11 protein-coding genes and 1 pseudogene are annotated in these 12618 nt (G+C 63.7%); 11 read left to right on the top strand and 1 reads right to left on the bottom strand.

All coding sequences use genetic code 11. From position 1 onward, the window contains the following. The first annotated feature begins 14 nt into the window (after positions 1-14). Entirely contained in the window at positions 15-1271 is a 1257-nt protein-coding gene (gene oiaX, locus EV665_RS16580; protein WP_133034938.1) for a 3-oxo-isoapionate-4-phosphate decarboxylase OiaX, read from the top strand. Between the two features lie 3 nt (positions 1272-1274). Continuing rightward, positions 1275-2576, top strand: coding sequence for a four-carbon acid sugar kinase family protein (locus EV665_RS16575; protein WP_133034937.1), 1302 nt, complete (start codon positions 1275-1277; stop codon positions 2574-2576). Positions 2577-2646: 70 nt separating this feature from the next. Here EV665_RS16575 and EV665_RS16570 read toward each other — a convergent pair whose 3' ends face one another. Then, entirely contained in the window at positions 2647-3597 is a 951-nt protein-coding gene (locus EV665_RS16570; protein WP_133034936.1) for an AraC family transcriptional regulator, read from the bottom strand. Between the two features lie 97 nt (positions 3598-3694). Here EV665_RS16570 and EV665_RS16565 point away from each other — a divergent pair, with 97 nt between their 5' ends. From EV665_RS16565 to EV665_RS16530, 9 genes and pseudogenes are all read left to right on the top strand, one after another. Beyond that, entirely contained in the window at positions 3695-4669 is a 975-nt protein-coding gene (locus tag EV665_RS16565) for an SDR family NAD(P)-dependent oxidoreductase (protein WP_133034935.1), read from the top strand. 110 nt (positions 4670-4779) lie between these two features. Next, positions 4780-5298 (top strand): RrF2 family transcriptional regulator, encoded by a 519-nt coding sequence (locus tag EV665_RS16560; protein ID WP_133034934.1) that lies wholly within the window; start codon positions 4780-4782, stop codon positions 5296-5298. A gap of 115 nt (positions 5299-5413) precedes the next feature. Continuing rightward, on the top strand, positions 5414-6067 hold the full coding sequence (locus EV665_RS16555) for a response regulator transcription factor (RefSeq protein WP_133034933.1): 654 nt from the start codon (positions 5414-5416) through the stop codon (positions 6065-6067). 516 nt (positions 6068-6583) lie between these two features. After that, the gene (locus tag EV665_RS16550) at positions 6584-7342 is read left to right on the top strand and encodes an SDR family oxidoreductase (protein ID WP_133034932.1); all 759 of its coding nucleotides are present in this window, start codon (positions 6584-6586) and stop codon (positions 7340-7342) included. 77 nt (positions 7343-7419) lie between these two features. Next, a complete protein-coding gene (locus EV665_RS16545) occupies positions 7420-7830 on the top strand; it encodes a cupin domain-containing protein (RefSeq protein ID WP_133034931.1) in 411 nt (136 codons plus the stop codon). A gap of 320 nt (positions 7831-8150) precedes the next feature. Further along, positions 8151-8810, top strand: a pseudogene (locus EV665_RS33275) (PAS domain-containing protein); the annotation flags it as partial. A 3-nt stretch (positions 8811-8813) separates the two neighbouring features. Beyond that, the gene (locus tag EV665_RS16540) at positions 8814-10820 is read left to right on the top strand and encodes a PAS domain-containing protein (protein ID WP_425376498.1); all 2007 of its coding nucleotides are present in this window, start codon (positions 8814-8816) and stop codon (positions 10818-10820) included. A 64-nt stretch (positions 10821-10884) separates the two neighbouring features. Continuing rightward, the gene (locus tag EV665_RS16535) at positions 10885-11250 is read left to right on the top strand and encodes a response regulator transcription factor (RefSeq protein WP_133034929.1); all 366 of its coding nucleotides are present in this window, start codon (positions 10885-10887) and stop codon (positions 11248-11250) included. Positions 11251-11607: 357 nt separating this feature from the next. Then, complete coding sequence (locus tag EV665_RS16530; protein WP_133034928.1) at positions 11608-12573, top strand: MBL fold metallo-hydrolase; 966 nt, start codon at positions 11608-11610, stop codon at positions 12571-12573. The last annotated feature ends 45 nt before the right edge of the window (positions 12574-12618 follow it).

The raw sequence follows: 12618 nt of genomic DNA, 5'->3' as shown, positions 1-12618 counted from the left end.
CGGCGGGAGGGAACGTGATCCGTCTGACATATCGGATAGAGACGCCGGGTCCGGTGGAGGCTATGGCGATGAAAATCGCCAGCGACCAGTCGACCGGTACCTTCGTGGCGCTGCCGGGCGAGACGGAGGCGCTGAAGGCCCGCGTCGCCGCGCGCGTCGTCGCCATCCGTCCGCTCACGCCGGTGGATCGCGCATCCTTTCCCGACGAGGCAGGCGACGCCACGCAGTTCAGCCGCGCGGATGTCGACATCGACTTCCCGCTGGATGCCATTGGCACCGATCTTTCCGCGCTGATGACGATCGCCATCGGCGGCGTCTTCTCCATCAAGGGCATGACAGGCATTCGCATCGTCGACATGAAGCTGCCGCTGGAATTCGCCGCTGCCCATCTTGGGCCCCAGTTCGGCGTTTCCGGGAGCTTTGCGCTGACGGGGGTCAGGGGCCGGCCGATCATCGGCACCATCGTCAAGCCGGCATTGGGCCTTCGCCCGCATGAGACGGCGGAAATGGTCGGTGAACTGATCGAGGCGGGTGTCGATTTCATCAAGGATGACGAGAAGCTGATGAGCCCGGCCTATTCGTCGCTGAAGGATCGCGTGGCGGCGGTCATGCCGAAGATTCTCGACCACGAGCAGAAGACCGGCAAGAAGGTCATGTACGCCTTCGGCATCAGCCATGCCGATCCGGACGAGATGATGCGCAATCATGATCGGGTGCTGGAAGCCGGCGGCAATTGTGCGGTCGTCAATATCAATTCCATCGGCTTCGGCGGGCTTGCCTTCCTGCGCAAGCGCTCCGGCCTTGTATTGCACGCCCACCGCAACGGCTGGGACATCCTAACGCGTCATGCCGGGCTCGGCTTCGAGTTCTCCGTCTGGCAGCAGTTCTGGCGCCTGCTCGGGGTCGACCAGTTCCAGATCAACGGCATCCGTGTCAAATACTGGGAGCCGGACGACAGTTTCGTGCGCTCCTACAAGGCGGTCACCACGCCGCTGTTTTCAGACAGGGACGTGGCGCTTCCGGTCATCGGCTCCGGCCAATGGGGCGGCCAGGCGCCGGATACGATCGCGGCGACGGGTGGTTCGACCAACCTGCTCTATCTCTGCGGCGGCGGCATCGTCAGCCATCCGGGCGGGCCGGGGGCAGGGGTGAAGGCGGTGAAGCAGGCCTGGGAGGCGGCGGTCGCCGGTGTGCCGCTCGAAGCCTATGCCAAGGACCATCCGGAACTTCGGCAATCCATCGAAAAATTTGCCGATGGCAAGGCGGCCTGAGCCATGATGCGACCCCTGATCAGCTACTACGGCGACGATTTCACCGGCTCGACCGACGTCATGGAGGCGCTTGCCTCGAACGGTGTCGAGACGGTGCTTTTCCTGAAAGTGCCGGATGCCGACCTGTTGTCGCGCTTTGCTGGTGCACGCGCCTTCGGCCTTGCCGGCACCAGCCGCAGCGAGGCTCCGGACTGGATGGATGTGCATCTGAGCGAGGCTTTCGGCTGGCTGAAGACGCTGGATGCAGAGCTTTGCCACTACAAGGTCTGCTCGACCTTCGATTCCGCCCCGCATGTCGGCAATATCGGCCGGGCGATCGAGATCGGCCGCGCCGTCTTCGGCGCGGCGACCGTGCCGCTTATCGTCGGCGCGCCGCAGATCCGGCGCTATACGGCCTTTGGCGAGCTCTTTGCCGCCTATCAGGGCCGCAACTATCGCATCGACCGCCATCCCGTCATGGCGCGCCATCCCGTCACGCCGATGGACGAGGCCAATGTGCTGCTGCATCTCTCGCGCCAGACAAAACTGTCCTCCGCGCTGGTGGACAATGTCGCGCTGCTCGATGCGCCGGAGCCTGAGGAGGCGGATATCCTGCTGCTCGACGTGCTCGACCGGCAGACGCAGGCGGCGGCAGGCAGCCTGCTTTGGAACCGGTTGCGCCCGAAAAGCCGCTTCGTCTGCGGTTCGTCGGGCGTCGAATATGCGCTGATCCCCGCCTGGCGGAAGGACGGGTTGCTCGGCGAGAAGCCAACCTTTGCCGATGCCGGTCCGGTGGATCGTATCGCCGTCGTCTCCGGCAGCGTTTCGCCGACGACGGAGCGCCAGATCCGCCATGCACTCGTCAATGGTTTCGATGGCGTGACTCTCGACCCGGTCGCCCTTTCCCGTGCAGAAAATACTGCAACCATCGCAGCCGCGGTCGAGGCCGGCCTCACGGTGCTTGAGAGCGGCCGAAGCGTCGTGCTTTACACGGCACTCGGGCCGTCCGCCGACCGTGGCGGCGAGCTCGATTCATCCGTCGGCGCACGCCATCGGCTTAGCCGGGCACTTGGTCGTATCCAGTTGGAACTGGTGGCACGCGCGGGCCTTTTGCGCGCCGTCGTCGCCGGAGGCGACACGTCAAGCCATGCGCTCGGCGAGATGGGAATCGCCGCCCTCACGCTGAGAATGCCGCTGCCGCAAACGCCCGGCTCGCCGCTCTGCATGGCCCATGGCGGTCCTGCGGATGGCCTGCAGATTGCATTGAAGGGCGGCCAGGTGGGTGGAGACAATTATTTCAGCATGATCCGGTCGGGTAGGATTTAGACTGCCGTTCCGGGAAACTCGGAGGGCTTGCGATCCGGCGGTCTCTTAAGGGGGGCACATCCCCTCTTCCCTACCGGTTGGAAGAGAAATCGAGGCCGGCGGGCAGGTCTGTAGCCTTTGATCTTGCTTCCTGCCGGGCCTGGCGTGGAGTCAGGCCGGTCGCCTGGCGGAAGGCGTGGATGAAGGCGCTTTCCGAACCGTAACCGAACTGCGCCGCGATGGTCGCGATCGTTGCATCCGGTTGCAGCAGCGCCTTTTGTGCGAGTGTCATGCGCCATCGCAGCACATAGTCCATCGGGGCGCGCCCGACGGCGGCACGAAACCGTGCGGAGAACCGCGATCGTGAGAGATGGCTGATCCCTGCAAGCTCATCGAGGCGCCAAACCCGATGGGGCGCATCGTGAATGGCGCGCAGCGCGGCGCCGATCCGCGGATCGGAAAGCGCCGCAAGCCAGCTGCCCGTCCGCTCTTCCGGTAGGTTTCGCAGCAGCTCGATGAAAATCATCTGCATGATCTGCCTTGCCATCGCCGTCGAGCCGGGGGCGTTGGAGGAAAGCTCGTCCTCCAGCCTGCCGACAAGCCAGTGCAGGCGCCCGGCAACCGGGCTGTCCGAGCGGACCACGATTATCGGCGGTAGCGTGTCCGTCAGAAACCGTGCGGTTTCCGTCAGGTCCATGCGCCCGCTGAGACAAAGGAAGTCCGGTCCCGCGCCGGCATCCAACTGTGCGTAGCTGCTCTCGCGTGGTCCGGCAAAAACCTCGGCAGCGTGCCGGGGCAGGCGGTTCAAATCGGTCCCGATGACAAAAGGCAGTTCGGGGCCGATCAGGAAACAGTCTCCCGCCGTCAGCCGCCATCGCTTTCCCCTGGTCTCCACCGTGCATTCGCCACGCTTGATCATGTTGCATTTGAGCGCCCGCACGGGCGGTACATGCATTGCCCATAGGCCTCGTGCCGCAAGCCCGGTGGATATCACCGCGCGCGCCTCGACCAGGCTCAGGAACTGTGAAAGCGGGTCTTCCATGACGATTCAGGATGATCTCGATATGATTCAGGTATATTTCATATAGAATTACTCGTCTTCGGCGTCCACTTTCCTGGCTTTCAGACAGGAGAAGAACATGACGGTCACTCAAGAGACACTTGGCACGCCCTTTGGCCCCTTCACGACGGCAGAGGAGGTCGTGCGGGACGTCGACCTTTCCGGCAAGACGGCCATCGTTACCGGTGGTGCATCCAACCTTGGTCGCGAGACCGTGCGGGTTCTTGCGTCGAGGGGCGCCCATGTCATCGTGCCGGCACGCGACGTCACGGCCGCACGGCAAGCATTGTCCGGAATGGATCGCGTCGAGATCGTTTGCATGGATCTGCTCGATCCGGCTTCCATCGACGGTTTTGCCGACAGGTTTCAGGCCGATCACGAAACCCTCGATCTTCTGATACTGAGCGCCGGCGTGATGGCCACGCCCCTGTTCCGCGACAAGGAAGGGCATGAAGGGCAACTTGCCACCAATCACCTTGGGCACTTTCATCTGACTGCCGCGCTGTGGCCGGCGCTGCGTGCCGCCGAAGGCGCGCGTGTCGTGGTCCTTTCCTCCCGCGCGCACCAGCTTGGAGGCCTCGATCTCGACGACCTCAATTTCACGCGTCGTCCCTATGACAAGTGGCTCGCGTACGGCCAGGCCAAGACCGCGAATGCCCTCTTCGCCGTTGCATTGGATGCGCGTGGCATCGCGCATGGCGTGCGGGCGTTTTCGGTTCATCCGGGCTCTATCCTCGGTCCGCTGGCGCGGCATCTGAGCCGGGAAGAGATCGATGCGTTCGGCGCTTTGAGCGAGGACGGTACACCGGTGGTCGATCCTGCCCGGGACAAGAAATCGTCCGAACAGGGCGCCGCCACCACGATATGGTGTGCCACCGCGCCGGAACTGGCCGGGATCGGCGGTGTCTATTGCGAGGATTGCGACATTGCACCTTTGCGCACGGAAGGCCAGCTCGGCGCGGCTGGTGTTCGGCCTTTCGCGGTCGATCCGACCATCGCCGAAGCTCTGTGGGCACAAAGCGTGCGGTTAACCGGTCGCGATCTGCATGAGTGATCGCGACCGGGCTTCCGGATGCCTGGCAGCGGCGATGCGGCCCGTCGATCGGGCCCATCCGAACGTCATCCTGCTTGCAAGCCATAACGCGGATCATTATAGTCCGCGTTATGGCGCATATCACCGCTGGCGTGGAATACGCATTGCATTGTCTCCTGTGGCTGGTGGATTCGCCCGGTGCACCATTGAGCAGTCGCGACCTGGCGGATTTTCAGGGCATTTCCCCGAGTTTCCTGGCGAAGGTTTTTCCGAAGCTGGAGAAAGCGGGAATCGTGGCTTCATCGGAGGGCGTGAGGGGCGGTTATCGACTGGCCAAGCGGCCCGAGGCAATCAGCGTGCTCGCGGTCGTCGATGCCATCGAAGGCGAGAAACCGCTGTTCGATTGCCAGGAAATCCGGGGCCGTTGCGCCGCCTTTGGCGGGCGGCCACCGGCATGGGCAACGAAGGGTGTATGCGCGATCCATGCGGTGATGCTGCGTGCGGAGAAGGCGATGCGCGATAGCCTGGAAAGCCAGACGCTGGCCGACATCGCCGGCACCCTCGAGCGCAAGATGCCGCCGGAGTTTTCGGAGGAAGTCCGCAGATGGGTCGAGGAAAGAACCGAAGCCCGGATCCGCGGTAAGGCATGAGGCGGATTTCGGATCCGTCGCTCCGGCGGGTGGGGATGTTGGTCATGAAGGACATGTTCATTTGCAAGCGTGAGACAGGTTCTGCGGCACACGCAAATCATCCGGAGGCCGCACGATGACCGCCACCGCCGCCGTCATTGCGGATTGTCCGCTGGTTCTCGTCGTCGATGACGACGCGGGCGTCCGGAATTCCCTGCAGGAACTCATGGAATCCGTCGGGCTCGACGTTGCCTGCTTTCCATCCCCCTCCGAACTCCTGAATGTCGGCCTTCCCGACCGGCCCGGGTGCCTGGTTCTCGATGTCCGGATGCCGGGGGCAAGCGGCCTTGACCTGCAGCACCAGCTTGCGACACGGGGAATTGCGAAGCCGATCATCTTCCTGACGGGTTACGGCGACATTCCGATGACGGTGCAGGCGATGAAGGCCGGCGCCATCGATTTCCTGACGAAACCCGTGCGTGACCAGACGCTGCTGGACGCCGTGATTGCCGGTATCCAGCGGGATGTCGAGCAGCGGGCGCAGGCGCAGAACATCCACCAGCACGCGACACGGTTTGCGACCCTGACACCGCGTGAACGGCAGGTTTTCCGGGAGGTCGCGCATGGGCGCCTCAACAAGCAGATCGCCTTCGACCTCGGGATCAGCGAGATCACCGTCAAGCTCCACCGCAGCAATGTGATGCGCAAAATGGGGGCGATTTCGGTTGGCGAGCTCATTCGTACCTGGGATTCGTTGCCGCCCGGCTTGCGCGAGAAGCCGCAGGCCTGATTTCAGGCATCAGCGGTTGCAGCGGGCCTGATCAAGAAGCCCCTATCTCCTGAAAGATCTTCCTCCCCGGCCATCGGCGACCGGGCCGAAGCGGTCTTGCTCCCCTGTCCGCTGGTCTGGCGCCAACCTATGCCAATGCCGTCAGACATGCCCGAGGTGTGCCCTGACGCCATGCCGACAGAGTTGGTGATCGACGGATGGGGCAAGGCACCTAATCCCCCGATGTGCCGGACCTGTCCTCTGGGACTAGGTAAGCGATGCTTGCGTTCGATAGTCCGGCGGCCCGCTCTGGCGCATTCTCCTCACAAGTCGAGACGACGCGAGGGAGAGACCGGATGCGAGATATCATCGAAGCAAGGGCCCCCGCCGTCGTGGCCGGCCTGCCCTGACGGCTTCCCATCCCGGGGAAGCAGCCTCGTTCATCGATAAACGGCCTCGTCAAACAGTCGCCCGGCGCCCCTGCGCCGCTCGGCGATCCGAGCAATCCGACATCAACTTGAAACCAGGAGAGTGGACATGAAAATCGTCGTCATTGGAGGCACCGGGCTGATCGGCTCGAAAACTGTCGAACGGCTTCGCAAGAAGGGCCATGACGTGCTGGCCGCTTCGCCGAATTCCGGCGTGAACACCGTTACCGGCGAAGGCCTGGACGAGGCGCTTGCCGGCGCCCAGGTGGTGATCGATCTGGCGAATTCGCCGTCCTTCGAGGAAAAGGCTGCCATGGACTTCTTCGAAGCGGCGGGCCGCAACCTGTTCGCGGCGGAAAAGGCCGCCGGCGTTCGCCACCACGTGGCACTTTCGGTGGTCGGCACCGACCGGATGCAGGCGATGGGGTATTTCCGCGCCAAGCTGCTTCAGGAGAAGCACATCAGGAATTCCGGCGTTCCCTACACGATCGTCCACGCAACCCAGTTCTTCGAATTTGCGGGCGCCATCGCCCAGTCGGCCACCGAGGGAATGACCGTTCGGCTGCCCACGGGCGCCTTTCAGCCCATCGCAGCCGACAACGTGGCGGATGCGATGGCTGATGCCAGCACCGCCGAACCCGTGAACGGCATGATCGAGATCGCCGGTCCGGAGCGGGGGCGGATGCACGATTTCATCGCCCGCTACCTCAAGGCTACCAACGATCCGCGCACCGTCGTTGCTGATCCGCAGGCCCGCTACTTCGAGGTCGAGATCGATGATCGGACGCTGGTTCCGGATGATGGCGCACGCCTTGGCCAGATCCGCTTCGACGACTGGCTGAAAACCGCCGCTGCCCCGAAAGCGTGAACGGCCCGTTCCGGGATTTCTCTCAGCTTCGCCGGATCCTCGGTTCGGTGAAGCTCTGTTCAACAAGGAGAACGAAGATGATCAAGACACTTTTCTGCGCGACGGCGTTCCTGTTCGCTTCCATCGTGGCGGGCGCCGCCCATGACGGCGATGACGAAAAGGTCACGCTGGTCTATGACCAGCCATTGCCGAACGTGCCCGGCAAGAGCATGAAAGGCGTGCTCGTCGAGTATGCGCCCGGCGGCAACTCGCCCGCGCACACGCATCCGGATTCGGCATTCATCTATGCGACGGTTCTGGAAGGCGCGATCCGCAGCCAGGTCAATGACGGCCCGATCGTCGTCTACCGTGCCGGCGAGAACTTCTCTGAATTTCCCGGCGATCATCACGGCGTCAGCGAAAATGCCAGCGAGACGGAGCGCGCCCTGCTGCTTGCCGTGTTCGTGGTCGACACGGACGAAACCAACCTGACGACCTACGAGAAATAAGCTCGTGACACGCGTCAGGGCGAAATTCCGGAGCCACTTCGACGCCATCGGCGCCAGGACCTCGCCGGGCCTGCCCGTCCATGTTCGACCCCGCAACGACGGGCTTCGCCTGACGCAGGTCACCGATGCCGGAGTGGCGCAGCCGCCGCGCCACTCCGGTTTTCGCATCAGCGGCCGCACGGCCGTGAACGACGCCATGCGCATCGGAAGGCTCTATACCTCGGCACAGGTGTCTTTGTCGTCAACTCCATTATACGCTGCCGGTTGGGTGGATCGTGGTGCCGGTCGTCGGACGAGGCATCACGACGATCTCAAGTGCAATGGGATCAGGTCGAGGCATGTCGAGGTCAGCCGGAACATCGGGAGCAGATAGGAGCGGATCTGCAAAACCACCTGATATCAACGCTATGGAGGCGGCCAGGATTGTCGAGCGGATTACCGGCAATGCTTGGGCGACAGATGCCGAGGGCGTCTTCATCTATGTGACGCCGGCTGCGCTGGCCTTTCTCGGCATCACCCTGGAAAGCCTCAATGCGCCTTCTGCCGGAAGCGCCTTCGGCTGGAGGCGGGTCATACATCCGGAGGACTACGATGCCGCGGCAGCGGCCTGGCGCCGCTGCCTGCAAACCGGCGAACACTACAATGTCGAGCACCGGATGTTGCGCGCGACCGGTGTCTATGGCTGGGCGCGCAGCACCGGACAACCGATACGCAACGGCGAGGGCATGATCGTCGGATGGTACGGCACCGTGATCGACGCTGCCCTTCGGCCCGAGCCCGGCGAGCGTTCGGCGATACATCTCGATGATCCTCTAGCCGGCGGACCCGCCCGCAATCCGCGTCCGTCCATGGAAGCGATCCATCCACATGACAGGTCCATTGTCGAGCAGGCGGCGGCGAGGGCCTTCTTCCATGGCATTCCCCAGATCAGCAGCTACCGCCAGCTTCAGGCGGACGGCAGCTATCGCTGGGTCGAGTTCCGGATGGAGCCGGGCCATGGCAATAGCGTCGACGTCGATCCGGCGGTGGCACGACAGGATGCGCCATGGACGATCGCGCGCTCCTTCGGCGAGACCGGCGATGCGATTCAAGCGGCCCTTGCCATCGAAAAGCTCTATGGCGGCGCCTGGGCCATCGATGCCACCGGACAGTTCACCTATGCGACGCCGACGGCGCAGACCTCGATCGCCATGACATTGGAGGATCTCAATCTTCTGCTGGACGGCAAACCCTTCCTGGACGGTGGGAGACAGGGCTGGCAGCGAGGCACGCATCCCGACGACAGCGACCGGGCAGCCGAGACGTTGCGCCATGCCCTTAGGACGGGCGAGAACTGGAACTTCGAATACCGGGTCCTGCGCGCCAACGGCGCTTATGTCTGGCATCGGGCCGCGGCACGGCCGACACGCGACGAGCAGGGGCGGATCACCGGATGGTACGGTACCGCGCTGGACATCGACGTCTATAAACGCACCGAGACTGCCTTGCGCGAACGCGAAAGGCAGCTCCAGCAATTGATCGATACCGTGCCGGCGCTGATCTGGAGCACCGCGGCGGATGGGACGCCGACCTATGTCAGCAAACCCTTCACCGAGATAACCGGCGCCACGCTGCAAGACATCACCGCACCCGATGGATCTGCGTCCCTCGGCGTGGTGCATCCGGAGGACAGGGCGGCGGCAAGGGAAGCGTTCCGGCAGTCGGTCACGGCAGGTGTTCCCTATGTCCAGCGCTATCGTCAGCGCCGGGCCGATGGAAGCTATCGCTGGACCGAGACGCGGGCGGCGCCGTTGCGGGACGAAGCCGACGCGATTCTTCAATGGTACGGCGTGAGCACGGACATTCATGACCTCGTCACGACGCAGGACGCGCTCCGCGAGAGCGAACGGTATTCCCGTCAGTTGGTCGAAACGTTGCCCGCAATGGTCTATTGCGCCTTGCCCGACGGCAAGCCGATATATCGCAGCCAGCGGCTCCGCCGATATCTCGGCTTCAACCTCGAGGACAAGGACGAAGAGGGAAAATCCCGGCTGGACGGCACACTCGACGCGGTGATCCATCCCGAGGATCTCGCGGCGGTGAAGCAGCGATACAACCACGCACTGTCCACAGGCGAGCCCTATGCGCTGAGGCATCGGCTGCGGCGGTTCGACGGCGTGTATCGCTGGGTGGAGACGCGCGCCACGGCGATGCGCAATGGCGATGGTGCGATCGTCCAGTGGAACGGAATATGCCTCGATATCGAGGATCAGGTGAATGCGCAGGAGGAGCTCAGCCGTGCCCAGGAGAACCTGGCCCGGGCAAACCAGGCAGCGAGCCTTGCGGAGCTGTCGGCATCGATCGCCCACGAGGTCAACCAGCCGCTCTCGGCCGTGATGAACTATTCCAGCGCCTGCCAGCGCTGGCTGACCGCGGAGCCCCCCAACATCGAACGGGCCCAGAAGGCATTGGAGATGATTGTCCAAAGTGCCGATTCCGCTGCCGATGTCGTCAGCCGTATCCGCGCCCTCTTCAAGCAATCGACGGACAAGAGGGATTGCACGACGCTTGGCACCGTCGTTGCCGAAGCCCGCGCTCTGCTTGCCGAGGAGGCCTCGCGGCGGCGCGTGCGGATGACGATCGAAGGCGACAGCGGGCTTCGGCCGGTTCCGTTCGATCGGGTCCAGATCCAGCAGGTGCTGGTCAATCTCATGCGAAACGGTATGGATGCGATGGCATCCGTCTCGAACGAAAGGATCCTTCGGATCCAAGGTTACGGGGCCGGGGACATGGCCCGGATCGAAGTCAGCGATCAAGGCAGAGGCATCCAGTTTCCCGACAGGATATTCGAGCCCTTCTTCACGACGAAGGATCAGGGAATGGGGATGGGGCTCGCCATCTCCCGTTCGATCGTCGAAGCGCATGGCGGGCAGTTGTGGGCGGAGAGGAACGAACCGCGTGGTGCGAAATTCATCTTCACCCTGCCGCTCGTAATGACGAAAAACGCATGAGCCGGGATTGGCGCATCGAACCGAACCGGCCGCCAATGGAATGGCGGATAGCAAGGAACACGGTATGAGCAAGCCTGTTGTGGCAATCGTCGACGATGATCCGAGGGTGCTTGCTTCCCTGGAGGAGCTGCTGGAATCGGCAGGATATGTGACCAGGAGCTTCCTTTCGGCAGAGGCACTGCTTGCCCAGGGGCTCACAGGCATAGAGGTCCTGATCACCGACATCGGCATGCCGGGAACCGACGGGTTTGAACTGCGCGACCGGATCCGGCAAGCGCTTCCGGAACTGCCGGTATTCCTGATCACGGGCCGGCACGAGATTACCGATCAGAGCCGGTCTCGCGGCAAGGGTGGTTTCCTGCGCAAACCCTTCGATGGCCATGTCCTGCTTGCGGCCCTCCGCGATGCTCTGGATAGCCGGGCAAGCTGATCCCGTCCACGTTCGCTACCGCTCGCGCATCATGGCCGATGTCTGGTTCACGCGGCAGCGTGGAGGCTGGCGCGAGCGTTTGTTCGGCCCGTCCACCCGGGAGGGCTTGTCTTCGCCCGTAATACGGGGAGGGGCGCTCGTCTTGGCGATCACGTCGACATCATCCGTATCCCTTCCTTCACGCCAGCCTGCCATCACGGAATCCCTGCTCCCGTAACCGAACCGGGCAGTCAACCCTGTTCTCTGGTGTAGCCCAGCCTCTTCCATGGCCTGATCGACCGCCAGAACACGCCGACCTACACTTCGTCGCATGGTCCGTGCTCGGCACGTTCCGACCCCGCAAAACAGGAGCGCATCATGACGCAGGCAGAAGCAAATCCCCGTACGATGGGGCAGCAGGAGACAAACTTGGGTTTGAGTAGGGCCCTCCCGAATGGATCGGGAACGGAAGAACTGGTTCCCTCGCGCTACGCGGTGCAGGTCGGCGAGATCGAAGTGCTGGTGATCAGCGACGGCGTGCTGCCCCTCCCGACCAAGATGCTGGGGCACAATGTCGAGCCGAAGGAACGCGCGGCCTGGCTGGACGGGATGTTCCTGCCGCCGGATGCCTTCGACTGGTCCTTGAACGTGGTTCTGGTCCGCAGCGGCGGGCAGACCATACTCGTCGATGCCGGGCTCGGGCTGGACCCGGATTTGAACCTGCCCCGGGCCGGGCAGGTGGTCAGGCGGCTGGAAGCCGCCGGCATCGATCTTGCATCCGTGACCGACGTGGTGCTTACCCACATGCATATGGACCACATTGGCGGGTTGCTCGTCGAGGGCGTGAAGGACCGGTTGCGCCCCGATCTGCGCATTCACGTGGCTGCCGCCGAGATCCGGTTCTGGGAGGCCCCCGATTTCACGCATGTCAACATGCCCCCAGGCTTCCCGGACGCGCTTCGGGCGGCAGCCAAGCGGTTCGCGGCAGCGTACCGCAGCTATCTGCGGCCGTTTGATGAAGAGCATGAGGTGGCGCCGGGCGTGACCGTCCGGCGCACCGGTGGCCACACGCCCGGGCACAGTGTCGTCCGCCTGGCATCCGGCGGCGACCGGCTGACCTTCGCCGGCGATGCGGTGTTCGCGGTCGGCTTCGACCACCCCGACTGGCACAACGGCTTCGAGCACGACCCGGAGGAGGCCGCCCGCGTTCGGATCCGCCTCTTGCGGGAACTGGCGGATACCGGCGAGCAGTTGGTGGCCACGCACCTGCCGTTCCCCTCCGTCGGCCGGGTGGCGGCCGATGGTGACGCCTTTCGCTGGGTTCCGGTCTTCTGGGACTACTGACCGTATGGTCGATTGCGTTTGCCAGGGAAAGACGATCTTCCCGTA

This window comes from Shinella granuli, assembly GCF_004341885.1.
In the GTDB taxonomy this organism is placed as follows: domain Bacteria; phylum Pseudomonadota; class Alphaproteobacteria; order Rhizobiales; family Rhizobiaceae; genus Shinella; species Shinella granuli.
Note: the sequence above shows the minus strand (reverse complement) of the source record. Positions and strands in the feature narration are given on the sequence as shown.

Coding starts and splice junctions, on each gene's coding strand:
- EV665_RS16550 (WP_133034932.1), top strand. CDS start 6,584: ATGAAAATCGTCGTCATTGGAGGCACCGGGCTGATCGGCTCGAAAACT.
- EV665_RS16560 (WP_133034934.1), top strand. CDS start 4,780: ATGGCGCATATCACCGCTGGCGTGGAATACGCATTGCATTGTCTCCTG.
- EV665_RS16575 (WP_133034937.1), top strand. CDS start 1,275: ATGATGCGACCCCTGATCAGCTACTACGGCGACGATTTCACCGGCTCG.
- EV665_RS16545 (WP_133034931.1), top strand. CDS start 7,420: ATGATCAAGACACTTTTCTGCGCGACGGCGTTCCTGTTCGCTTCCATC.
- EV665_RS16535 (WP_133034929.1), top strand. CDS start 10,885: ATGAGCAAGCCTGTTGTGGCAATCGTCGACGATGATCCGAGGGTGCTT.
- EV665_RS16530 (WP_133034928.1), top strand. CDS start 11,608: ATGACGCAGGCAGAAGCAAATCCCCGTACGATGGGGCAGCAGGAGACA.
- EV665_RS16555 (WP_133034933.1), top strand. CDS start 5,414: ATGACCGCCACCGCCGCCGTCATTGCGGATTGTCCGCTGGTTCTCGTC.
- EV665_RS16570 (WP_133034936.1), bottom strand. CDS start 3,597: ATGGAAGACCCGCTTTCACAGTTCCTGAGCCTGGTCGAGGCGCGCGCG.
- EV665_RS16540 (WP_425376498.1), top strand. CDS start 8,814: ATGGAGCCGGGCCATGGCAATAGCGTCGACGTCGATCCGGCGGTGGCA.
- EV665_RS16565 (WP_133034935.1), top strand. CDS start 3,695: ATGACGGTCACTCAAGAGACACTTGGCACGCCCTTTGGCCCCTTCACG.